The organism is Winslowiella iniecta, assembly GCF_001267535.1.
GTDB lineage: Bacteria > Pseudomonadota > Gammaproteobacteria > Enterobacterales > Enterobacteriaceae > Erwinia > Erwinia iniecta.
Genome location: NZ_JRXE01000006.1, coordinates 171,667 through 194,636, shown reverse-complemented (window position 1 = coordinate 194,636; position 22,970 = coordinate 171,667). Strand labels below are relative to the sequence as shown.

The following is a 22,970-nucleotide window of genomic DNA, read 5'->3' as shown; positions in this document are numbered from 1 at the left end:
GTCAGTCCACACAATATAATGATTGGAAGGGAACAGCCGCCGCTGATGATGCCGATCAGGATGATTTCAGTGATTATTTACGCAATATAGGGAAGTTAGCAGGTCATGAAATAGTAGTGGGAATTAGTTTCTACTCCGCACCTAATTTTGCACATGTTAATGCCTTCATTAGCGATGGTGGCGAAGGTTTACGCCGTATAACTGTCCCAATCGGTGTTGCCGAGTTTTTCGAGAAGTTTAAGCGATTTTCGATCTACATTTCTCGAGACGGTCGCTTTGATGGCGAAGAAATTGAATTTGAAAATGAAGATGATGAGTAAATTTTCATAGTCATAAAAAAGGCCGGACGTTGCCCGTCCGGCTTTAACTTACCTCTTAAAATTTTTGTAGTGTCGCGTAGTACAAGATCGCAGCTTCAAGGCCATGCGTCGCCACGCGTGATAAAAAGGTACTTCGGTGTACGCCCAGCTTTCTGGCGAGCGCTGACACGTTCAGCAACCCGGCATCGTCCAGCGTCTTAACCTTAACAGACAGCAGCGGTGCGTTACCTACACCCAGAATTTTCAATTGCATATATTTACCTCTCCAAACAAAGAGGGCGGCAATCACCGCCCAAATCTTTACCTCGCCTGATTACGCTTCGGCGGTGTTAACCGTCAGCTTGGTGATCATGCTCTGGTTGTAGCAGATAGGTAGTAGGCCATATTCTGATTGAATGGTCTGATTGTGTAGATGGTCTTCCCAGCCGTACTGGAAAAATAAACTTTCCGCCCCTTCCGCCGCCAGGCGAGCATCACGAGATGCCGGGCCGTGATAGCATTCAAAAGGTTGCAGATCGCTACCAACCAGATTGTTAGCACCGAATACCGGAACCATAAACGCTTGCCCAGCCGGGATGAACTCACGGTACAGCAGACCAGTGTTAATGAAGGTCAGGCCGTCAACAGTCATCGCCTGAAACGCTGGCAGGCTCGCTTTAACACTTGCATTGAACAGGTTGCTATCCGGCAGCACACCATGATTAACCAGGGTCAGCATCGACTGATGAAATTTGATCGCTTTATATGCCTCTGGGGAACACAGAACAACCACACCACGCATGGAACTAAGCCATCCACCCAGAGCAAAACGCATCGCGTTTGCTGCGGTATCCAGATCCTCTAACGGGCCGTTACCTGTTTTGGTGGCGTCCACGGTTGCGGTTGCAACTTCCCGGCCGAACTCCTCTTCAAAATCCAGCACAGGACGATCCTGGGTGTACGGTGCCAACACCTGACCAGCGAACAGGGCGCGTGCCAGATAGGCTTCTTTAGTCGCCCGGAATTTCAGATACTGGCGGATGCCCTCATCGGAAACTAACTCGCCAATGTCTGTTTGACGTTGAGTCCCGGTACGGCGGCGTGATTGAAATGATTCAGCGCCAATATTCCCAGTCGTTACAAAATGGGGAATTTCGATCAGGCGATTTTTGCTGCGTGGACGTTCGGTCACGTCAACTTCGGTAGAGTAGCGGTTAACACTGGCAGCAACGGATTGCATATTCTCGTGGAGTTCGTCCAGCTCCACTTTTGGCAGTGGGCTTGTCTTATCTTTGAAAATGTCCAGTGACTGCAACAGGAAGTTATCCCCGAAGCGTTCCTGATACGCGCCGCTGTAATAGTTGACCTTAAATCCAGAGGTAGAAATAGTCATCTTTATGATTTCCTTATCGTTATTATTATTCAGAAACTGAAACGCGGTTTTTACCGTCTGTTTCAATCACGGTAATTGCAGCAGCCAGAGCCGCTGGGGACGCAGCGCGGAGGCCGTTACGTTTCAGGACGCAGCCACGATCAACCACAATTACTGGGACGTTAGCGCCAGCCTTGTGGCTATCCAGTGCGATCAGAACATCGCTACCGCTGGTGTATGCTTCGCCCTCTGAGGTCATTAGGGTGCCCGGCACGGTATCTACAGCCAGAGTGGCGAACATATGGGATTTGTGTGAGAACACCGGATCATCGCGATACGCGATCACATCCTGCGGGGAATAGTCTTCTTCGTACATGAGCATAAATTGTCACTCCATAAAGTTGTTTGTTGGCCTTTAGGCCGTTGGCTTTTGGGCCATATCATCAAAAATAACGGGTTATAGGTGTCAGAAAAAACCAGGCGGTAGGAGATACCGCCCCGGAGGACAAAGCAGAAGCATTGTTATTTTTCTGAGAGAGAATAAGGGAGCGGCAACGGCGGGAGACCTCTGAATCCCTACGCCGTGCGCTCGTGCCAGTTCACATCATGGCGAGATGGCCCGGAGGAGAGCCGGGGCTTATGGCAAATCCCATCGCGGCAGGCTAATACCACGGCAGAATTATTTAGTGTTCAGCGGGGTTGTTGCCCGGCTGAATGAATAAGCGGCGCTGGGAAGCGATGAGGCTCGTGCAAAGCATATCGGAGGCCAGCGCTTGAGAGGAGGTTAAATGCGACAATGGGCAGTAGTACGCAGTAGACTCTTTCGAATTAATTAATCACCCTTAGTTATTATTTTACCATAAATCGTCAAATTTCACAACAAATGTGTTGATATATTTATTATTTTGTGAATCAAGTGTGGCTGTATCCACCCAGCATATTACCCCTCTCAGTCACCGTAGCGGTGCTGATTCTATAATATGAGAATATCGCTTGGGATTCTCAGCGACTACCTGGCGGCATTTCTCCCTCGCCAGGCGAAGCATTTCAGGATCTATTTCGTGCGGAGTAAAACCTCCTGCCCCTGCTCCCAGCGTCTTCATGATACGTATAGCCTTTTGTTTGGTATTGGCAACTGGCGAGACTGCTGGCGCTGGTTGCTGTGATGGTTTCCAGCCCGGATGACGGATCAGATATTCATCAACGGCGTTTTTTACTGCGTCCCGGCGCTGTTCGTCCGCCAATTGTTCGGGAGTTTTCCCCAGAAGCGCGGCGGCAATGCCGTCTCTGACTTTTTGCAATGTTGTTTTCATTCTTATGGTTCCTGTACAGGGCCAGCCCATCACGGACGCAGCGATACGCCATCAAGGTGATGGGCAGGTAAGATAGAATTTCGAGTATATTCAATGCTGGAACTATCAGGCTGTTGCTTTCTGGCTCGCCTGCTGGATCGATGTTTGTTGTGTTATTGCTGCCGTTGTTGGATGCAGCTTGCAGCGGTTCGAATGTAGCTGTATCGGTTTGAATTTGGATGCTGCTTTCCGTTCAAGCACTATGCGGTACTCCACGCAGAGCGGATCATCTGCTGGCGGCATACGTGCATTGATAGCGGATTCAGAAACGTTATTGTCCCGAAGCATTCTAACAATAGTGAAAAGAGGTAGCCCGAGCACGGCGCAAATCTCCGCGAGCATTGCACCCTCATTGAATGAGGTCAGTGCTAACCTGGCGTTGGTATACGCATTGGTTTTGGCAAAGCGACGGCAACGCGTGTTATAGCTGTTGTCGTAGAGGTTTTGCACCTTTTCCAGCGGCAGACGAAGCAGTAGCGCGACCTTGCCAGGAAGCATTCCAGCGATTAAAAGGTGCTTGCACTTCTGCATGATATCGCCATCACGGCAACGCCGTTTATATAGGCGGGCCAGGTCAGGTAATTCTGGGTCGGGTTGGTCTGGGAGTTGTTCTTCTGGGTCAATCTTTTCTGGTTCGTTCTGGGTGGCGGTCAGCGCCGTGACTTTCTCAATCAATGTGCCCTCTGCGATTTAAAGTTTTTTTCTGCTTCCGCTTCTCTTATTTTGAGGTGTTCACGAATCAGATTATCAAGGTCATCGCCTGATACACCCCACATTACGCCGTAGTCGTCCATGCCCTCATAGCCAATATCTGACCAGTAGCGAAGATCATCGAGTGGGGCCATTACCCGGTTTGCTGTCTGTTTCGGGTTCACGGCATGATGATCATCATTGCCGCCACTGTCGTCGTTAGATGCCACGCGATCGCGCTGTCCAGCAACAACCGGGGGAGTGCCAGCGGCCAAGTTAACACCCTGATCAGCGGATGATGCCTGTTCTGCCTGCGGTGTAACATCTTCATCGAATTTGCCATCGCCTTTAATCCCCTCAATTTTGGGGGTGACTTTCTCGCGGGTTTTCATTGCAAGAAACCCCTCTACAGATGCAGCGGTATAAACTGAGCTGGTGCCTTTGCGCTGTTCGATAGTCAGTAATCCCAAACGTTCGAGTCGGGCAGTACGTCGTGTCACCGTTTTCACATCGCAGTCAAAGCGGTCTGAAATTGTGTTTCGGTTCTGATAGCACTTCATCCCCTGGTAACGAAAGGTGAAGAAGAAGCCCCACCAAACCAAATCATCACCATCGATCTTCTCAACCGTCCCAGCAGGAGTACGCACATTTTTACCCAGTATCCCAAGGATCTCGTTTGGGATTATGGCAAATTTTCCGCTTACCTCGGATTCGTCGTTAGTTTCTGTATTCTCTTCGCCCATCATTTCCTCGCTGGTTATCTATTTGGTTATCTGATTTCGTTTTATTGATGATCTTTGCCGCTTTTTGAAGCAATTCGCTGCACATTTTCGCCATAGGCATATCGCGACGGTTCGCTTCTTTCAGCAACGTTCGGTACGTCTCATCCGGGAATGAGATATTCATTTTCAGGCCTCCTGTTCGTCAGATATGGAAAATCGATCCTGCTATCGCGGTGGCGATCAGGATTCGGCGGCCTTTATGGCCTGCATTTGATGTGGTCTGCCCTTTTTGGGCGATTTGGTTAGCTCGGCGTTGCGCCTGGTAAGATCATTCGGTTGTAGCGGTCGGGAAGTCGCCGATGACGTGGTATCCAGATTTTTCGAGCTGTTCTACAGCGCCAGTCGCGATTAGCAGCATGATGATTTGCTCATGGGTGAGGTCGAGGCCCAATTTATCAAGGTACATCTGGCGGTAGCCTTTGAGCACCGGAGCTAAAATCTCGGTCAGCGTTGCACCGTTGCCATAACTCTGTGAGAACGGGCGCAGGAGATCCTTGATTGCTCGACGGTCACGGGCCTTATTCTTTTCGGCAGTGATGATTTGCATCGCTTCGCGTGTCTGGGGATAAAGTTTATCCGCTTTTGCGGTTCCCCCAGCGCGTGACCGGAAGGCACGGAGATTCTGATATGAGGTGACGCCGTTAAGTACGGCCCATGCGATTTCTGTTGCTGTAGCGCTGGAAAAATCCAGCAGTGCAGGTTTTGCCATTGATTCCCCTGTAAGGTTGAGTTGTCAGTACAGGCCGGGACAATTCCCAACCTACGATATACAGTTTACCTTAAATCACAAAGTTTTCAACATAAAAAGTGACTTAAATAATAAAGAAATAGATAATGTAATTAGTCAATTTAATCTCATTCATGCTCATTGTCAATAAGCGCAGTATCGCACTGTACTGCGTTCTGAGGCTGAGGCACTACATCGAATTACCCGATATGCGTTGAGCGCTCTCCGTGCTTCCTGTGAAGGATTTGGCTGGTTTCCGCATGACTGGTACGGTAATTGCTTTCCCCGCTGCCCTCATCGACTCTCAATCTACGATTTCGTGACAGTTTCCAAATTACTGCGCGGGCTGTCGCCCTTGCTGCCCAAAAGGTGGCGAGCCTGTTCGGTCAGAACAGGGTAACGAGTCACCGTATGGGCGATGCATATCGCGAAGCGTTGAGCGTAGCGACTGACCAAGGTCAGAAAGAACGATAGCCATCACAATGGCAATCTAAAAAGGTGTTGGTTGTTGACCCTGTGTAAGTTCCTCACGGCCAGGGAGGAACGCATAAGGTTTAAGGTCTATTAAAGAATGATTTAGTTCTTGGTTTATTTAGAGATCTATTTGAGGGACACCATACTGCCCCCCTCCTGGGACACTATACTGTCTCCCCCCAGGGACACTATGCTGTCCCTACCAACCTGAGACACTATACTGTCCCACCCAAGCAACACTTGAATCCGGCAGGTCAGAACCACCGACAAGTCAAAACGGCATCCACTGGTAGTGCAGAAACCTACGCAGAATGTGCCGTCGGATCCTTTCTCAAAATAAATGCCAGTAAATAGCCGATAAATACGCGTTAATTCGACCAGCCCGGGGTTAGATCTGGCTTAGGGAATATCTCCAACGTGCGTGGAAGTGATCAAAGATCCAGAGTATTCAGCTCTGAGCGCCAAGGCTGGTGCGGGTTCGTTAAATTTGTCTGCCGATATTGCAGGCTTGCCTGTTCATCGTGGTGCTAAACCGGGTTCGTTCACTACGCCCCATTTCGCTGAAAAAAAATAAAAACCACTTCATTCTCAAAAAGCATCAAAAAATCGTTCAATTTCCAGGCCTCTGGGAGCCTCTGATAAAGGTGCTCGCGAGCACGGTCTTCGTGATGTTACCTATTCTGGGAAAACGTCGTGGCGTGCTTCTGGTGAAGCATAGGGGAACTTGTCGGATGGTGGGAGGGAGGACACCGGAAATGTTGTCGGATGAGGCAAAGACCAGGGCTGGGAACCAAGACACATCGCCAGCGCCTGGCGTCATGATGTGAGCAATCACGCCCGCGCTGAGGGAAGGTGCAAGAAGCGTTGAAAGCGAAGAGTGTTATTCTCCACTCTCCAACTTGTTGAAAATACGTAAACAATTCTGAAAGCGCCATCGGACGTTCTTTCTATGCAGCATTTATGCAGGATCAGGCAAGGTTTATTCACTTTGTTGGGCTGATGCTCGGGACACGGGCGGTACTCGATGACTCAGCCACTAAGATATTTGCAAAAGATCCTGCCGTTTTCCCAGGGAGCTATCAGCCCCGCCTAACCGATCAGACATAGCGAACGAAGGATTTTTCCCTACCTGCCAAGCTACGGCACTACCCCATGTTGGTTAGTCTCCCCGGCGGCGGGGCATACGTGCCTTGCATTCACGTGGCGTACAATCCGCTCTCATCAATTGATCATTTTGTGCGACAAATAAATTAAAGAACTTTGCAACACACTGTTTTTGATCAAAAATAAATCCATTGAACGATTGGAAGCCGCACGGCGGCAAGGATAATGTAATGGGTAATGCAATGGTTGCGCTCAAGTCTGCCGATGAGGTGAAGGCGGTTAGCGCGGAGCTGGCGAAGAACAAAAGAACCAACCTCTTTCGCTGCCTCTGGGCGATGCAGTTCGAGAGCGCGTTACGTTTCTCAGACGTGGTTAAACTGACTTGGGATCAGTTCGCGGAGGGCAAAACGCATCTTCTCATCATTCAGCAGAAGAAGACGCGCAAGGGGGTAGACGGTACGCCAGTGAAGCCGAAGCCGTTAAAGATAGCCATTACTCCGGCTATGCGCTCTATCGTGCAGGCTCGACGGGAAGAGGCAGCAGACCGCCCAAACTTCGGTGAATACATATTCAGCCTGTCCGATCTGAGGTCGAAGGGCCAGCCAGTTTCACACAACGCAGTGCTGACGGAGTACGGCAAGTGCGGACGCCGTGCAGGTTTCCAGGATGTGGGAAGTCATACACCACGCAAGAGCAAGGGCCGCATCCTGTTTGAAAGTGGCCTACCTCTGGAACAGATCAGCAACCTGCTGGGCCACTCCAGCCCAGCTTCTACACTGTTTTACATCGGGTTCACGCAGGAGACTGCGGACACGATATCGGAAGAATTTTCACTCGGGGAAGAATGGTAACGATGAAAAAGCATATAGCAAAAGCAGTTTCAGCAACCGTTTTAACAGTGTTGGGCCTGCTGGCCTGCCAGCCAGCACACGCCGGACGCATCACGATGCAACTCACTGAACAGGAGGAGACAGCAAACGGCAAAACACTTTGTCGCTACGAGAATTCCATTTACTCATTCAGCTATGTGACGGGGAGTAAACACTGCCCAAGCGTGAAAACTTTCGATACAGCGGATTCAGGTTGACGAAGCATGTAGAAAAATCAATCGATTGATGGCTGATTTGCAGGTTTGATCAGCATGAGACGTTACGATCCCAAAAAAGCTAAAATGGCTATTCTGTTGATTGAATTCATGAAAATAATTACTGTAACGGGGTAAAATGTAACCACTGAAATTTCTTGCGTTCCATTTTTGGGAACACATTGACACAGCAAACAGAGAACACTATGATGTTCCCATATTAGGAACAAATTATGAGATTGTGCGGAAGAAATCATCTGGATGAGTTAAAAAAAACCACACCAGCCTGCATTGTTTGGATCAATGCATGGGCAGCGGAGTTAGATTCAGTGGTTTGGAAATCAGTCCATGATGTTATGAACCAGTTTCCAAACGCCTCCAGTGTTGATGGACGCTCTTTCATATTCAAAGTTGATGGTAGCAACATCGCTGTTGAAACCATCATTGATTTCAACATGTTACTGGTGCTTATTACCTCAACAAAGGTAATGTAATGGATATCAAAGTAATAAAAACAGAGCAACAGCATCAGGAGTATTTGAAGGAAATTCACTCCTTAATGTTGGAAATGCCCCCTATTCATTCCAAGGCGCATGAAGACTTGGAGTTGTTAATAACTATCGTTGAAGCATATGAGAACTCCAAGTATCCAATCGAACTTCCAGATCCTATCGATGCCATTCTTTTCAGAATGCATGAGAAAGGTCTAAAGCAGGTCGATCTTGTACCCTATCTGGGAACAAGGAGCAGAGTTTCGGAAATACTTGCACGCAAAAGACCTTTGACTGTGTCTATGATCAAAGCACTTTCTATAGGGCTGGGTATTTCCACAGATACGTTAGTTGGAATAAATGCAGTGAATGAGCATTCTTCTGACGATCATATTGACTGGTCTAAATTTCCAGTTAAGGAAATGATAAACAGAGGTTGGCTTCCAGATATAGTTGATAGAACGAAGAAAAATACCGAAGAAATTATAAAGAGCTTCATTGATCAAGTGGGTTGGCAGGCAAGTAGCAGTGTTTCGTTCAAACGGACGCTTTCTGGCGATGCTTATTCACCTGCAACAAAGTATGCGCTGTTTGCATGGGTCAGCAGAGTGGTGCAACAAGCACGTAAACGCAAAAATGCCTTAGGTATCTTCAATCCAGATGTCTTATCGGCCAGCTTTATGCGTGATCTTGCTCAATTAAGTTGGTTCGAAAAAGGCCCTTTATTAGCAATTGAGTTCCTTGAAAAACATGGCATTGCGATAGTGATTGAGCCATGTCTAAAGGGAACAAGGATTGATGGTGCAGCGTTAAAAGACGTTGACGGGTTGCCGATCATTGGCTTGAGCTTACGATATGATCGTTTAGATAACTTTTGGTTTACTTTGTTGCATGAAGTCGCCCACATATGGAAACACATTGATTCTAATGAGATTTTCTTAGATGACATCGACTCAAACACAGATGATAGACAGGAGTCAGAAGCAAATCGGCTTGCCCGGGAAGCATTTATACCCAGGTCAACATGGAAGCGAAGCCAGGCTTATTCATCCCCATCTAAAGAGGCAATTGATAGCCTCTCAAGAGAGCTAAAAATTACACCTGCGATTATTGCAGGTCGGATACGGCGTGAAAGCGGAAATTATAGAATTTTCAATGATCTGATTGGTCAAGGTGAAGTAAAAGCACTATTGGTTCCGGCCTTCGATAACTAAACGCAGGAGAGTTATTATGTACCCTACATATGTACCTATTCTCAAAGCAAAAAAAGGTGAATTCACCGCTTTAAAAAAACTGAAGGCTGCATACTCTGAAAAAATAGCACCATTTTTCGAAATTCCTATTTTAGTAAGAAAACAAAAAGAACCTAAATGGCTCGTGGAATCAACACAGCCTTTAACGGATCACCTGCAAAGAACGGCAAAAAAACTCGTTTCTTCATGTCAATCTAATGCCTTTTTCTTTGACATCACGCAATGGAAACCCGACAGTTACATTGAAACTGGTGAGCATATACTGAGTTATCTTCACAAAGAATTATCCAAAAGCGGCGCGATTATTCATCCTGTGGTTGGATTCGACAGATGGGATATTTTAGATTATCAAATAGCATTGAAAAACTTAAATATCCCTGACGGTACTAACTATTGTATTAGAATTGACTCATCTTCGATTATCGATGATTCTTACGATGTCGATTATTTCACCGGTACTCTTGAAAAAATCATCGGGGACCTTGGGTTATCAAGCAAAGAAGTTATGATAATGCTTGATTTTGATGACATTACAAACAAATCAATTGAGTCATTAAATGATCATGTTAAGCATGTTTTAAATATCCTGTCCGATTATGAATTTTCGTGCATTATTATTTCAGGTGGTTCCTTCCCCGCATTCATAAATAAAGCGGTTAAAGATGAAAACTCATCAGATTATGTAACGAGACGGGAGATTCACGTCTGGAAATCTTTCGTTGATGATTCAAAGTTACCACTCATTTTTTCTGATTATGGTATCAGAAACCCTAAAGCAAAAGATGACATTATAGCCCCTAATGCAAATGGTAAAATCCGATATACCATTGAAGATAAATTCTTTGTCGTTCGTGGCTACGCTAAAAATAAAGACGAAGAATACAAGCAACTTCATGGTTTATCTGAAATATTAGTAAAATCCCCACACTATTTAGGCCCAGAGTTTAGTTGGGGTGATGAATGCATTCTGGCATGTAGTAAAAAAGAGATATTGGGTGGTAACACTGAATGGGTCAGTCATGATACAAACCACCATATAACTTATGTTGTTGAAGAAATTACTGAGTTCAATAGAGTGAGAGCAGCTAAAAAAACAGCAACCTTTTAAGAAACAAAATCACGCCCATTAATTTGGGCGTGTTTCTTTATTAGTCTTAAAGGCCCCAGGAGAGATGGTGTAGATATTTATCGCCACTATATCGACTTCTTTATGATTAGCTGAACTCAGATAAATTTCCTGGCTTCCGCCACCATCTTCAATTCCGCTCCTTCTACCTTCTTCCGCTCAAGCCAGGCTTGACCCTCTGGTGTCGCCAGAAACTTACGAGCGTGAATTTTACGGTTGTTGCGTTTGGTTGCCGCTGCATTTTTCGCCATGATTGCCTCCAGTTCGGCCCGCCACTGGGCCATAAAGGCAGGCTACAGAAAATCGCAGTGACAAATCCAGATGCCAAAATACCCTACCAAATGGTGCCGAAGGCAATAGGTGACCATTACGTGCCGTGTTGGGCACATAAAGAAAGGCGGAGCACAGCGACTTCCGCAGTAGATATGATCCCTTCACAGAGATGATGATGCCTTGTCATGGCCTCTTATCAGGTAGCCGTTGTGATCCGGTGGCTGAAACCGTGGCAGAGCCGGATTCTTTCCCGATCCGGTTAGTCTTCCCAACATTACGCCTGTTTATTCGCTGCAACGTCATCTCGACGTGTTGCATCATGGAGCGCCGCACGAAGCGCGAGCCACATTGACAAGGGTTATGGGAAAAGGATTAGAGACGCTGGCGGCGTCTTCCGGCTTCAAAGGAAAAGCGCAACGGATAGACCAGCGACAAAAAATTAAGCCGTCAGTGCTGACCGTTCACGTTTTGTACAGGGTTGAGCCTGGAAACTACCTGCCGCTGCGTGATAACATCCCAAAAGCCACTACCAAACACAGCGGCAATCGTTGGTGACATTATTCAAGCAAAAAACACAGGCAAGAAAGGCAGAGTTAATTAACTAACTCTTTGTTTCTAAGAGGTTTTTCTTGATTGGTGCCGAAGGCCGGACTCGAACCGGCACGTATTTCTACGGTTGATTTTGAATCAACTGCGTCTACCGATTTCGCCACTTCGGCACGAAGAGGTACGCGGAAAACGTTGTGGATTATACCGTTACCCCAGATCTGCGCAACCTTAATCCTCAGGGTTGCGATCTGAGTGCTGAAAAAACCAGCGGCATAGCCCGTGCAGCATACAGATAAATCCTTAATCAGCCGGTTTTATCACCACGCAATCCACCACGCCGGAACTTCTCTACTCAGGCAAAGTCCGAAAGTGACTGATGTCAGACGTAAAACGGTTTTTTACGCATTAAATAACAGGAGTTCCCATGAACAAGTTTTCTCAGCGACTGTTGCTGGCGGCAAGTCTCTCATCCGCGCTGGTTGCCGGTAGCGCCGCAGCGGCCAGCTGGCAGGATCAGCTGAACAGCGCGGCAACCCAGCTTGGTCAGCAGAATAACAGTAATACCACCAGCAATGCTTCTCAGGGCGGTTTGTCGCTTTCCTCACTGGCTGGCCTGTTGAACGGCGGCGATAAAGCGGTGAGCGCCAATAATATGACCAACGCCGCCGGTATCCTCGAGTACTGCGTAAAGAATAACGTGGTGGATAACAATGTTTCCTCAGTGAAAGATCAGGTGCTGGATAAGTTAGGCCTGAATTCTCAGACGCAGAAAACCCAGCAGACTGATTATCAGCAGGGTCTGGCCGGTCTGTTAAATACCGGCAATGGCCAGCAGCTGAATCTGAAGAGCCTCGGCGATACTGAGATGGGCAAAAAGGTGAAAACTAAAGCCTGTGATGTGGTGCTGAAGCAGGGCAAAAACTTTATCGCGTAATCGATAGCTGGGCGGGAGCGATTCCGCCCACCTCCTGCCCTTCCTTGCCTGTCAGCCAATGGAACTCCTCGCGCACGCCAGCCACCTAATTAACTCACCCTTAATTCTTTTAAGGGTCTCGTGTTACCTGGTGTTAACAGCGCAAGAGGATAACCAGCTATGAATACTATTTCGTCGGGTCATGTTTTTAGCCCTGCTCAACCGCCACCGGATATTGGCGATCTGAGCGGTAAAGATGCCGGTCAGTCAGCATTTCAGCCGACGGCTGACGTCTCTTCTCAGGCGATCAACTTCGGGCAAAACGGTGCCAGCGGCACCGATTTTTCCAGTCTGATGGATAATAATCTCGACAGCATGCAGCAGAATCTCAGCAGTATGCTCTCGCAAACCCTTTCCGAACTGATAAATCAACTGATGCAAAGTTTGCTGCCCATGTTGCAGCAAATGATGAATAACTCACAAGGCGACGATAACGGCGCGGTCAGTGGCGGCAACCCAACGGCCAGCAGTGGCGAAACTCCACCAGAGATGCAGGCAACGGTCCAGCCAGAGGCCAATGCCGCAACCGGTGGAGCCTCTGCCAGTCCGCAACTCGCCAGCGGTGCCTCAGGTTTGCATCTGCCTGAAGCCCTGAAACCTTATGAAGCCGATATCCAGAATGCCGCTGATAAAACCGGTGTGCCAGCTCAGGTACTGGCGGCTCAGATCTGGCAGGAGTCACGCGGTAATTTAGGCGCAACCACGACGAACGGCGGCAATGGCCTGCAGGATTCCGGGCTGATGCAGGTGAACAGTAATACCTTCGCCGATTTGCAGAGCAAGAATCCCGAGCTGCCTGGCGCGAATGCCAATGCCAATAATCCCGCCGATAATATTATGGCCGGCGCACTGTATATGAAAGAGCAGAGTGCTGCCTTTGGCGGTGATATCGGGGCGGCGTTGCGGGCGTATAACTCAGGGCCGAATAACGTTAATGTGAACGACCTGAGTGATATTTCGAAGACCGGTACCGGCGATGCCACCTACGTCAGTAAGGTGATGGATTTTGCCAATATTATCGGCTCCGGCAACGGAACATTACCTGCTTAAACAGGAAGATAAAAAAGTCCCTGCGCGATCGGCAGGGACAAGGAAAAGTTAATATCTGGCGATGCCAGTCAGGAGAACGGTTTCGGATCTTTTTTGTCCTTACCCGCATTTTCAGCCGCAATCTGGATGGTATCGGTTGCCGCTGTAATTCCCCAGCCGACCGGGCCGCGCGCAGCGCTAAGCGCCCCTTCACCCAGTCCTTTCAGACCACCGGTGAAGACTTCACCGAGATTTCGCGCCTCGCCAATGTTGTTAAAGGTGGGTGCCAGCACCGATTTCAGCACAGGGATATTGGATAATACCTTGCCAATTTCTCCCATTCCCCACTGGAAGTTGTCCTTATTAGTGCCATCTTTTCTGACGTGAGTGTCATTGGTTTCCGGCAAATTTTTATTGTCCGGCAACATTTTCAGCCCCTGTTCGGCAATGTCTTTTAACACGCCCGCTTCAGTGCCGTGACGTGCATCGCCGTCTTTGGTGATCCCTTCAATTTTGTCATTGGCTGAAATTTCCGTGCGCTCACTGCCGTCGCTGCCGTTCAGGCCTTTGATACTGTTCAGTACGCAGGCCATATTGTAAGCAGCATCGGCGCGGCTTTTCGGGTCCTTGTTGTCCGCCGTCCAGTCACCAAAACGCTCTTTTAGCTGATCGCGTTTGATATCTTTCTGATTGCCGAGGTTTTTCAACACCGGGTTAGCATCAATGATCTCATCCGCGCTGCGGTTATCACCGGCCGGTCGCCCTTTCAGGTTATCTTCCGTCGGTTTTACCGTGAGATCCCTTTCGCTGGATCGGATCGGATCGCCGCTGGATTCAGCAGTCAGCGGCGATCCGCCAGAGGCTGACTGTTCCGGCTGCGCCGTGGCCTCCAACAGCTCGCCTGATGAATTATCGCCAGCCATCGACTGCAATAGCGACTGCATCCCCAGCAGCATCAACATGCCCTGTAACAGCCCGCTACCGCCTGGCGAGGTCAACGGGCTGTCGTCCGCCAGAGGTTCGCTGAGCAGGCTGCCGGCGTTCAGCCCGCTGCCGCCGCCATAGTTGATACTGCTGGCGCTCTCGCGCTTTTGCGCCGTCTGGCCAGTTAATGCTTCTGGCCGCGGCATCCCGACCGGCATTTTCAGCTCAGCCAGTTTTCCGGAGGAGAATCCTCCCCCGATGCCTGGATTAATTGCCATCGAAACCTCCCGGGTCAGATCTGAGACTGATTCTGAGATGAGCTTTGCTGTTGACTACTCTGCGTCTGGTTCTGATTAGCGCCGCCGATCATTTGCATCAGCGCATTCAGCCCCATCATCATCAGCGCATTTTTCAACATACCCGACAGTCCGCCCGCTGCTGCGCCCTCCGTCGGTGAACCATTGCCCCCTTCCGTTGGCGTCGCGCTATTATTGCTGCTGCCCGCGCCGGTGTTATCCGTTTTCGGCTGGATTCCCAGCATCTGCTGCAACATCTGCATGATTTGCTGCATCATTTGCTGGATGATGCCGCCGCCACTCTCGTTGCCCGATTCAGCGGTAGCCTGCTGTTGCGGCGGCTGCTGAACCTGATTTTGCTGTGAGGTTGCGCCACCGCTCAGCAACTGTTGCAGGCCTAACAACATCATCAGCTTCGAGGCCATTGACGCCAGCGTGCCGCCACTGCTGGCCGACGCTGGCTGCCCCGCGCCGCCGGTGATTCCGGCGCTATTTCCCGCTCCGCCGCCTGAGCCGGTCAGTGAGCTGGCTCCGCCCACAAGGTTCATTCCGCTGCCAATATAAGAGAGCGGGTTGCCACCTGCTTTACCGGCGTTCGGGTTACCGGGTGAGTTATCGACCTTCGCGTTGGTGGTCGTGGTCGGAGGGGCAGCCCCCGCTTTGCCCGCCGTGTTGGCGGGAGGAAGATCAACTTTACCTGCGTGGGATGCACCGCCACCTAAACCAGGAATCTTCATGGATAGCTCCTCAGAGTAAACGTAACCGTTTTGAATGTTTTTGAGCATTGTCCGTGCGCGGCCTTTACACTCAGCACGCTTCAGCCTGCCAGTTTGCTTACATTTAACTGACATTACTGGCTGTTTTTCAGGCTATGACTCGCAGGGTAAGTGGATAAGCTTGCCCGTCAGTTCCATTTTTATCTGCTTATTGAGAAGTCGGCTGCATGTCATAAATTTTTCATAGTGATAAGAAAAACATCGCCGTATCAATTTAACTCCCTGTAATAAATAGCAATACATTTCTCTTTGTAGGGAAATCCCTACAGCAGCACCGTTTATCCTTACACAACAATCATCCACGACTGATAGCCGTATGCCGCCACCATAGGTGAGAGTGAGGCTAACTTTTGTTTTGTAATTTTTTACGACAATCGTCATATCAGAGTAGCTTCACTATTGCTTCAACCAGGATTTACCTGAACGCGAGCGTTTACGTTGAGCCACTGGAGAATTTATGGTCGGTCTTACTAAGACTCAAATGCCAGGCCATCGCCTTGCAAATGAGCAGTACATTGATAACGAATACGGCATGGCAGAGCCCGCCATGACCGCCGCGGGTAGCGCCACGATGCAGCCGGCTGATATTCACAGCCACCTGCATAAAATCGTGCAAACCATTGCACCGCTAAAAATTGATGTATTGCTGCAAGGTGAAACCGGCACCGGCAAAGACACGCTGGCGCGGCGCATCTACCAACTTTCCGGCTGTCGTGGCCCGATGGTTCCGGTTAACTGCGCGGCGATTCCGGAAACGCTGGCCGAAAGCGAGCTGTTTGGCGTGATGTCCGGGGCCTATACCGGGGCTAATACCTCACGCGCGGGTTATATCGAAACGGCTAATAAGGGCTTATTGTTTCTTGATGAGATCGACAGCATGCCGCTCACCGTGCAGGCTAAATTGCTGCGCGTGCTGGAAACCCGCGCCATTGAACGGCTGGGTAGCACTAAAAGCGTCGGTCTCGATTTGCGGATTGTCGCCGCTTCGCAGACGCCGCTGGAACAACTGGTGGAGCAAGGGCGTTTTCGCCGCGATCTGTTCTTCCGGCTGGACACAATAAAAATTGATACGCCGACGGTGCGCTCACGCCCTGAGCTGATTATTCCAATGTTCCGGCGTTTTACCAAAGAAGCCGCACTGCGGCTGAACCAACCGCTGCCAGCCCGCTCGTCATCGCTGGATGAAGCGCTGCTGCTGCATCGCTGGCCGGGAAATATCCGTGAGATGAAAGCCGCCGCCGAGCGTTTTGTGCTGGGACTGCCGCCGCTGTGCAGCGAACTGAAAAAAGAAGAGGGTCGCTGGCTGCTGAAAGACCGTATGCGCCGCATCGAGCGCAGCCTGATCCACGACTGCCTGCGTCGCCACGACAACCGTATTGACGATGTGGTGCATGAACTCGGCATCCCGCGCCGTACCCTGTATCACCGCATTAAACTGCTTAAACTCGATGCCTGATGATCCTGCGCCCACCGGCTTATTCACGGTGGGCAAGCTCCCTTTATTCCCCGCCCGAAAAAAATAATCTGCGGTTGCCGGAACTGCCTGCCGCCGCTCACCACTTAATAAACGCAACATCCATCATCAAAACCGATTCTATTAATGAGGAACGATTTATGTCAGCAATTAGCCAGTTATCGAGTTTGATTACTAACGCAGGTTCAGCAGGCAGCAAACTCTCCGGTGCTGCCGATGGTGCCAGTTTTATGGCCGGCGCTCAGAAAATTCAGGGCGATATGCAGAAAAACCAGCTGGATAAAATGGCGCTGGATGCCGAAAACCAGCGCATTAACGGCATCGCCGACAGTGCCGCGCAGGCCGGTTCCGCCGCTGCGCAGGTCAAAATCCAGTATTAATTGTCGCGGTCCGGGAGGAGACCTCTCCGCTCCTCCCGCCTTCTTTTGCATGGAGCCATGCCGATGAAAGTCACTGAGTCAAAAACAGCCCTCACTTCCGAGCCGGTTACTTCGGTCGAGATCTATCCGGAACCTTCCGGCACCAGCCAGGATGATATTCACTGGTTTGCTGCCCAGATGCAGCAAGGTGAAGCGCCGGATAACAGTGTTGCCGCCGCTTCAGCTGGTATGCTGAGCGGAATAACTGATTCGATCAGCGCGAATCAGCGGGCGCAAAAAGATGCCTTCCGCGATCTTTCGGTGGCATCACGATCTTCCAGTGTGGAAGACTTTTCTAAAGCCAACGCCCAGCTTTCCAATTACTACATTGAAAGCCTGATGAACGCCAAAGTGATCTCTAAAGGCGTTCAGTCTCTCGATAAACTCAGCAATCTCCAGTAGCCGCCATGCCTGCTTCTCTGCTTAATCTGTTGTTTGCCGTAACCCTGGCGGTGCTGCTGTCCGGCTGTGGCGATCAGACACTGCTGAACAGTGGCCTGTCAGAAAATGATGCTAACGATATTGTCGCGGAACTGAATCGCTTTCATATTGCAGCGCAAAAACAGGCTGAAAAAGAGGGGGTCAGCGTGCTGGTCAGCCAGCAGGATATTGAGCGTTCGGTCAATATCCTCAGTGCCGCCGGTTTACCGCGTAAAGCCCGTACCAATTTAGGCGAGGTGTTTCAGAAAAGCGGGGTGATCTCCAGTCCGCTGGAAGAGCGTGCCCGCTATATCTACGCGCTGTCGCAGGAAGTGGAGTCGACGCTGGCGCAAATCGATGGCGTAGTGGTCGCACGGGTGCATGTGGTGCTGCCGGAACGCATCGCGCCCGGTGAGCCGGTGCAACCCGCCTCTGCCTCAGTGTTTATCAAGTACCACGATAACCTCGACCCGGACGGCATTGAACCGCGCATCCGTCGGCTGGTCGCCACCAGTATTCCCGGCCTGGTCGGGCGTGATGACCGCGATCTGGCGATTGTCTTCGTCCCGGCGAAAAGCTATCAGGATCGCGTTGAGGTGGTGCATCTCGGGCCGTTCCAGCTGTCGCCGGGCCAGTATTCACTGATCAAAATCATCACGACGGTCATCGGTATTTTACTGCTGCTGGGCGTGGCGATAATGGCGCTGAGATCGACGCAACGGCTAAAGAAACCGGCACTGAATAAAGCCAGTCCGGCGACTGAGCCAGGCAAATAATTACCATGGAACACGATCACGCGCTGACCCTGAAGTGGCTTAACTGGTGGCACCGCGATTTCTGGTTACAGGCGGATCCAGGCTGGCATCAGCAGCGGCTGGCAAGCTTGCCGCTGGCACAACAGCAGCTTTTCCTGCGCCAGCATGCGGCGGTATGGCAGCGCGCGTTGGGCATCCCGCCTGCGTCGCCAGGCCAGCCACAGCCGCTGATTCTGTCGATCGCCGACCTGTCACTGACCGCACGCCAGTTGCTGCTTGAGCTGGTGGCGGAGATCTGTGGCTGTGTCACCCCGCTCGATGCTCAGTTGAAAATCTGGTGTCGGCGGCTGGCGAAAGGTTTACGCCCTGCTGGCTGGCTACCCACACCGCTGTATGCCACCGGCCAGCCCGCCGACAGCCTGCTGCTGTTACAGGCGCTGTGGCCGGATCTCTGGCCGCGTCTGAAACTGCTGTTTCCGCCACCCATGGTAGTGCAATACCGTGACCCTCCGCTGCTGCTTCCTGCCAGCCGCCTGCGTCCGTTATGGGAAGCGGCACTCTGGCAGAGCCAGCGGCACTCTGACCTTCATCCTCTGTCGAGCGAAAATCATGTGGACACTCAGAAAGATCACTCTGCTGAACGGCAATGAGCCACCCGCTTTGCTGCTGCGCGCTGAGCAGATCGTCCGGCATCAGCAGGCTGAGGCGATTCTGGCAGCGGCGCAGCAACAGGCACAGCAGATTCTCGCAGCCGCGCAGCAGCAGGCTGAACAGACGATCGCGCAGCAGCGCGAGCAGTGCGAAAACCAGTTCTGGCAACAGGCGGAGACAGTGTTCAGCGACTGGCAGCAGCAGCGCGAACAGGATGAGCAGCAGCTGGTGACGCTGGCCGGGCAATTGCTGAATCAGGCGATGGGGCAACTTCTGCATGACTTTACTCCGGAACAGCGTTTCCGCGCCCTGCTTCAGCAGCTGTTACGTCAGCATCCGCGCCAGCAGCAAGCCACGCTGTACTGTAACGGCCGGCAACGGGAAGCGATCGAGACATGGCTGGCACAGCAGCCGCAGTTAAGCTGGCAGCTCAGCAGCGATGAGCAACTGACCGCTGACCAGCTACGGCTGGTTACCGGACAGGGCGAACTGCATATCGGCTGGTCGTCACTCTGTCAGCAACTGGCTCCCGCCCCCATTGTCGCAGAGCAAAACTAAAAAAATCTCGTGAGTCGGGAACTGCCGGGCTTTGCGTGCCACTTAATCGTGGACCTTAAAGTGAGGAGTTTTTGCCATGAGTTCAAACGATCTGCTCCAACGTCAGTTATCCACGCAGTACTCCCGTACGCATAACGACGCTTATCAGTTTGCCAAAGAGATGACGGGCCAGCCGTATAACGTTGCCGATATGTACGCATTCCAGAACCAATTGCAGGATATGTCCAACGCCGGTTGGGCCAGCTCGCAATACACCCAGTTTAAGTTCGGTATCCGCAAGGCAATTATCGATGCAATTAACTGAGTTACCGCAGGCGATGGCCAGCGGGTTTATCCACGGCAGCGAAACGCTGCCGTTACCGATCGACAAGGAGTGAGGCGTGTTGACGTTTAAATGGCTTCCTGTGGTATGCCGCGTGGTGACGGCCCTGACGCTGCTGACGCTCAGCATCAGTTCAGCCAGCGCCAGAGCGCCGGACGAGTGGAAAAACGGTGCTTATGCCTATTCGGCCGATAACACCCCGCTCAGTATTATTCTTGAAGATTTTGCCAACAGCTTTGGCGTGGAGATTAATCTCGGCACCCTCGGCGACAGCAATATTACCGGCAAGCTGCGCGCCGACAGTCCACAGGCCTTTCTTAACCGCCTGTCGCTCGAATACCGTTTCCAGTGGTTTGTGTATAACAACACGCTGTATGTCAGTCCGCAGTCAGCACAAAGCTCGCAACGTCTGGAAATATCACCGGATGCCGCACCGGATATCAAAGAAGCGCTGCGCGGCGTTGGCCTGCTGGAGCCACGTTTTGGCTGGGGTGAACTGCCGGACGAAGGCGTGGTGCTGGTGACCGGGCCGCCGGAGTATGTGCGGCTGATTGCCGATTTCGCCCGTAAGTCCGAAGAGAAACCGGATACCAGCAGCAAAGATATGATGTCATTTCCGCTCAGGTACGCCTCGGTCGCTGACCGCAATATTAAATATCGTGACCAGCAGCTGCTGGTGCCGGGCGTTGCGACCATGCTGAATGAATTGCTGGGGCAGAATAACAGTGCCAGCGCCAGCGGCCTCTCCAGCAGTCAGGGGGCAGACGACGGCAGTATGGCGCAGATGCAGCAGCAGTCGCAGGGCATTATGAATCAGCTGATTAACCGTGGCACCTCACGGCTGGGGCGCGATAAGGTTAAATCGTTGAGCCAACTGGACGGCAAAGTTTCTGCCGATGTGCGTAATAACGCACTGTTGGTGCGCGACGATCCGAAAACGCGCGCCGCCTATCAGGCGCTGATTAATATTATCGATGTGCCGCAAAAGCTGATTGAGATTGATGCGGTGATTGTGGATGTCGACCGCAGTGAACTTCAACGGATTTCCAGTAGTCTCGGCGGCCAGTTTGGCAATGTCAGCGGCGCAACCAATCTGCTGGCCGGATCCAGTACCTTATTTGTCACTGATTTCCAGCGCTTCTTCGCCAATATCGAAGCGATGGAAGGCGAAGGCACCGCGTCGATTATTGCTAACCCGTCGATTCTGACGCTGGAAAATCAGCCCGCGGTAATTGATTTCAGCGATACCGCCTTTATCCGCGCCATTGGTGAACGCGTCGCCGATATTCAGGCGGTCACTGCCGGTACCAGCCTGCGTGTTACGCCACGCGCAATCTCCACCAGCCAGAAATCCTCCATTCAACTGATCGTCGATGTCGAAGATGGCAAGCTGAATAAAAATGATGATGGTGAGGCCGAAGGCACCAACAACGGTGTGATCAGCACTCAGGCACTGGTTGAAGCCAGACGATCGCTGGTGATGGGCGGTTTTCACACCAAAGAGAGTGGCGATCGTGAACGACGTATTCCGATCCTCGGCAGCATCCCGATTATCGGTAAGTTATTCACCTCGACGCGTCATGAATCTTCGCAGCGCGAACGTCTGTTTATTATCACGCCGCATCTGATTGGCGATCAGGTTGATCCTTCGCGCTATATCGCCGAAGACTCGCGCCAGCAGCTGAATGATGCAATGGATGAGGTTAATCGTCGCCACAAATTTACCGATATGAAAAGCACGGTGGAAGATGCGCTGCGTGACCTGGCACAAAACCGGATTCCGGCAGGCATGACCAGCGGCGGCAGCGGCCAGACGCTCAGTTCACTGTGTAATATCCCGTCGTCATTCCACAGCGATTTCGCCCGCCACCAGTGGTACGGCAATAAATCCGTGCAGATTACCGTTGGCGTGATCACCAACACCAGCGGTCGAACCCAGCGTTTCGACGAGTCATCCTGCCGCAGCGATCGCACGCTGGCGGTCGCCAGCTGGCCGCGATCCGAATTAAAACCCGGCGATTCCGCGGAAATCTATGTTGCCTTTGAGCCAAACGGCACGGTGCGCCCGTCACGCGTTTCGCTGCTGTCATCGGCTGGCGGCGCACCGGCAGTGGCTCGCACACCGGCCAGCAGTAGCGACGGTCGCCGCATGTTGACACCTTAAGGAGAGCGAAAATGTTTCCTAAATTAATCATGCTGGCGCTGGTGGCCGCACTACTGAGCGCCTGTGCCAGGCCTCCGGCAGGGTGTAATGATGTCTCCTGTCGTCCGCAGTCCGATCTGCATAAGCTGACCATCTGGTGGCAGCCAGAGCTGCGTAACGGTCCCTATGACTTCACTCAAGTGGCGGTGGATTACTGATGGCTTTTCATATCCCGCTTGCGCTGACCGGTCGCATTGCACGCAGCGCCCAGCCGCTAAATTCGGCTGGCAATAACACCATTCCGTTGCGCCAGATGTCTGCACGTTCCCGGCAGAATGCCGGAGGTTCGCTGCATCAGGAGGGATTAAGCAGTCAGCCTGCTCCACCGCTAAGACAGCAAAGTGTGGCACCCCGTCAGGGCGGAAAATCAGGCCCGGGCGGCACCCTGGCGCGCCTGCGTGAGCGGCTGCAAAAAGGCTCTGCTTCAGCCAGTAAGGACAATGCCTCACTGCCGACCCGGACTGATGAAATGGTGAATAGCGGGCAATTTACCCGTGCCGCTGCGCGTGATAAAACCCAGGCAGAGATGACCCGCCCAGCCAGCAGCAGCGCGCCGCCGATCCCGCCACGCGCTGCCGGGCACACGCTGACGCC

At 51.3% G+C, this 22,970-nt stretch carries 30 protein-coding genes and 1 tRNA gene; 19 read left to right on the top strand and 12 right to left on the bottom strand.

Translation table 11 applies throughout. The annotated features are described in order from the left end of the window. Positions 1-320 (top strand): hypothetical protein (locus NG42_RS22890; protein WP_052898373.1); only part of this gene is annotated, 320 nt, incomplete at its 5' end. Between the two features lie 55 nt (positions 321-375). Here NG42_RS22890 and NG42_RS06055 read toward each other — a convergent pair. From NG42_RS06055 to NG42_RS06020, 8 genes are all read right to left on the bottom strand, one after another. After that, a complete protein-coding gene (locus NG42_RS06055) occupies positions 376-573 on the bottom strand; it encodes a hypothetical protein (RefSeq protein ID WP_052898372.1) in 198 nt (65 codons plus the stop codon). 60 nt (positions 574-633) lie between these two features. After that, positions 634-1,692, bottom strand: coding sequence for a major capsid protein (locus tag NG42_RS06050; RefSeq protein ID WP_052898371.1), 1,059 nt, complete (start codon positions 1,690-1,692; stop codon positions 634-636). Between the two features lie 25 nt (positions 1,693-1,717). After that, the gene (locus NG42_RS06045; protein WP_052898370.1) at positions 1,718-2,053 is read right to left on the bottom strand and encodes a hypothetical protein; all 336 of its coding nucleotides are present in this window, start codon (positions 2,051-2,053) and stop codon (positions 1,718-1,720) included. A 571-nt stretch (positions 2,054-2,624) separates the two neighbouring features. Beyond that, positions 2,625-2,984, bottom strand: coding sequence for a hypothetical protein (locus tag NG42_RS06040; protein WP_052898369.1), 360 nt, complete (start codon positions 2,982-2,984; stop codon positions 2,625-2,627). Positions 2,985-3,089: 105 nt separating this feature from the next. Next, positions 3,090-3,698 carry a hypothetical protein gene (locus NG42_RS06035; protein WP_193787956.1) on the bottom strand — a complete coding sequence of 203 codons (609 nt, stop codon included), beginning with the start codon at positions 3,696-3,698 and terminating at the stop codon, positions 3,090-3,092. Beyond that, entirely contained in the window at positions 3,695-4,459 is a 765-nt protein-coding gene (locus NG42_RS06030; protein WP_156322249.1) for a hypothetical protein, read from the bottom strand. Before NG42_RS06030 ends, NG42_RS06035 begins: the two co-directional genes overlap by 4 nt. Continuing rightward, on the bottom strand, positions 4,431-4,619 hold the full coding sequence (locus tag NG42_RS06025) for a hypothetical protein (protein ID WP_052898367.1): 189 nt from the start codon (positions 4,617-4,619) through the stop codon (positions 4,431-4,433). The genes NG42_RS06030 and NG42_RS06025 overlap by 29 nt, the downstream gene beginning before the upstream one ends. Positions 4,620-4,763: 144 nt before the next feature. After that, positions 4,764-5,204: a hypothetical protein gene (locus NG42_RS06020; protein ID WP_052898366.1), complete on the bottom strand. Its 441-nt coding sequence runs from the start codon at positions 5,202-5,204 to the stop codon at positions 4,764-4,766. Between the two features lie 913 nt (positions 5,205-6,117). Here NG42_RS06020 and NG42_RS22605 point away from each other — a divergent pair. The 6 genes from NG42_RS22605 (at position 6,118) to NG42_RS05990 (ending at position 10,736) form a co-directional block, all read left to right on the top strand. Then, entirely contained in the window at positions 6,118-6,270 is a 153-nt protein-coding gene (locus tag NG42_RS22605) for a hypothetical protein (protein WP_156322248.1), read from the top strand. 760 nt (positions 6,271-7,030) lie between these two features. After that, positions 7,031-7,651: a tyrosine-type recombinase/integrase gene (locus NG42_RS06010; protein ID WP_052898364.1), complete on the top strand. Its 621-nt coding sequence runs from the start codon at positions 7,031-7,033 to the stop codon at positions 7,649-7,651. Positions 7,652-7,653: 2 nt separating this feature from the next. Next, complete coding sequence (locus tag NG42_RS06005) at positions 7,654-7,887, top strand: hypothetical protein (protein ID WP_052898363.1); 234 nt, start codon at positions 7,654-7,656, stop codon at positions 7,885-7,887. A gap of 230 nt (positions 7,888-8,117) precedes the next feature. Further along, on the top strand, positions 8,118-8,378 hold the full coding sequence (locus NG42_RS06000) for a type II toxin-antitoxin system HigB family toxin (RefSeq protein WP_052898362.1): 261 nt from the start codon (positions 8,118-8,120) through the stop codon (positions 8,376-8,378). Further along, positions 8,378-9,589 carry an ImmA/IrrE family metallo-endopeptidase gene (locus NG42_RS05995; protein WP_052898361.1) on the top strand — a complete coding sequence of 404 codons (1,212 nt, stop codon included), beginning with the start codon at positions 8,378-8,380 and terminating at the stop codon, positions 9,587-9,589. Before NG42_RS06000 ends, NG42_RS05995 begins: the two co-directional genes overlap by 1 nt. Positions 9,590-9,605: 16 nt before the next feature. Beyond that, complete coding sequence (locus NG42_RS05990; protein ID WP_052898360.1) at positions 9,606-10,736, top strand: beta family protein; 1,131 nt, start codon at positions 9,606-9,608, stop codon at positions 10,734-10,736. A 116-nt stretch (positions 10,737-10,852) separates the two neighbouring features. On the opposite strand, the gene NG42_RS22985 is transcribed toward NG42_RS05990, so the two are convergent. Beyond that, positions 10,853-11,005: a hypothetical protein gene (locus NG42_RS22985; protein WP_173581514.1), complete on the bottom strand. Its 153-nt coding sequence runs from the start codon at positions 11,003-11,005 to the stop codon at positions 10,853-10,855. Positions 11,006-11,661: 656 nt separating this feature from the next. Continuing rightward, positions 11,662-11,746 (bottom strand) — tRNA-Leu (locus NG42_RS05980). Positions 11,747-12,000: 254 nt separating this feature from the next. On the opposite strand from NG42_RS05980, the gene NG42_RS05975 reads away from it, so the two are divergent. Both NG42_RS05975 and NG42_RS05970 read left to right on the top strand, forming a co-directional pair. Continuing rightward, positions 12,001-12,510 carry a YjjA family protein gene (locus NG42_RS05975; RefSeq protein ID WP_052898358.1) on the top strand — a complete coding sequence of 170 codons (510 nt, stop codon included), beginning with the start codon at positions 12,001-12,003 and terminating at the stop codon, positions 12,508-12,510. Positions 12,511-12,669: 159 nt separating this feature from the next. Beyond that, on the top strand, positions 12,670-13,599 hold the full coding sequence (locus NG42_RS05970; protein ID WP_052898357.1) for a transglycosylase SLT domain-containing protein: 930 nt from the start codon (positions 12,670-12,672) through the stop codon (positions 13,597-13,599). Between the two features lie 68 nt (positions 13,600-13,667). Here NG42_RS05970 and NG42_RS05965 read toward each other — a convergent pair whose 3' ends face one another. Then, entirely contained in the window at positions 13,668-14,780 is a 1,113-nt protein-coding gene (locus tag NG42_RS05965; protein WP_241488316.1) for a hypothetical protein, read from the bottom strand. Between the two features lie 14 nt (positions 14,781-14,794). Then, on the bottom strand, positions 14,795-15,535 hold the full coding sequence (locus NG42_RS05960; protein WP_053116357.1) for a hypothetical protein: 741 nt from the start codon (positions 15,533-15,535) through the stop codon (positions 14,795-14,797). Between the two features lie 571 nt (positions 15,536-16,106). On the opposite strand from NG42_RS05960, the gene NG42_RS05955 reads away from it, so the two are divergent. The 10 genes from NG42_RS05955 to NG42_RS22885 form a co-directional block, all read left to right on the top strand. Next, entirely contained in the window at positions 16,107-17,030 is a 924-nt protein-coding gene (locus NG42_RS05955) for a sigma 54-interacting transcriptional regulator (RefSeq protein WP_420911300.1), read from the top strand. A 158-nt stretch (positions 17,031-17,188) separates the two neighbouring features. Continuing rightward, positions 17,189-17,428, top strand: a complete 240-nt coding sequence (locus NG42_RS05950; RefSeq protein WP_052898355.1) for a hypothetical protein — start codon at positions 17,189-17,191, stop codon at positions 17,426-17,428. Positions 17,429-17,491: 63 nt separating this feature from the next. Then, positions 17,492-17,869: an EscI/YscI/HrpB family type III secretion system inner rod protein gene (locus tag NG42_RS05945; RefSeq protein ID WP_052898354.1), complete on the top strand. Its 378-nt coding sequence runs from the start codon at positions 17,492-17,494 to the stop codon at positions 17,867-17,869. Positions 17,870-17,874: 5 nt separating this feature from the next. Next, positions 17,875-18,663 carry a type III secretion system inner membrane ring lipoprotein SctJ gene (sctJ, locus tag NG42_RS05940; RefSeq protein ID WP_052898353.1) on the top strand — a complete coding sequence of 263 codons (789 nt, stop codon included), beginning with the start codon at positions 17,875-17,877 and terminating at the stop codon, positions 18,661-18,663. 5 nt (positions 18,664-18,668) lie between these two features. Beyond that, positions 18,669-19,292, top strand: coding sequence for a hypothetical protein (locus NG42_RS05935; RefSeq protein ID WP_072133176.1), 624 nt, complete (start codon positions 18,669-18,671; stop codon positions 19,290-19,292). Then, positions 19,252-19,851: a type III secretion system stator protein SctL gene (sctL, locus tag NG42_RS05930; protein WP_052898352.1), complete on the top strand. Its 600-nt coding sequence runs from the start codon at positions 19,252-19,254 to the stop codon at positions 19,849-19,851. The genes NG42_RS05935 and sctL overlap by 41 nt, the downstream gene beginning before the upstream one ends. A 76-nt stretch (positions 19,852-19,927) precedes the next feature. Next, a complete protein-coding gene (locus tag NG42_RS05925; protein ID WP_052898351.1) occupies positions 19,928-20,155 on the top strand; it encodes an HrpF protein in 228 nt (75 codons plus the stop codon). A gap of 76 nt (positions 20,156-20,231) precedes the next feature. Beyond that, positions 20,232-22,337, top strand: a complete 2,106-nt coding sequence (gene sctC / locus NG42_RS05920) for a type III secretion system outer membrane ring subunit SctC (RefSeq protein ID WP_156322017.1) — start codon at positions 20,232-20,234, stop codon at positions 22,335-22,337. Between the two features lie 11 nt (positions 22,338-22,348). Beyond that, positions 22,349-22,534 carry an HrpT family type III secretion system protein gene (hrpT, locus tag NG42_RS05915; RefSeq protein WP_052898350.1) on the top strand — a complete coding sequence of 62 codons (186 nt, stop codon included), beginning with the start codon at positions 22,349-22,351 and terminating at the stop codon, positions 22,532-22,534. Next, the coding region (locus NG42_RS22885; RefSeq protein ID WP_052898349.1) for a hypothetical protein at positions 22,534-22,970 on the top strand (437 nt) is incomplete at its 3' end. The genes hrpT and NG42_RS22885, both read left to right, overlap by 1 nt.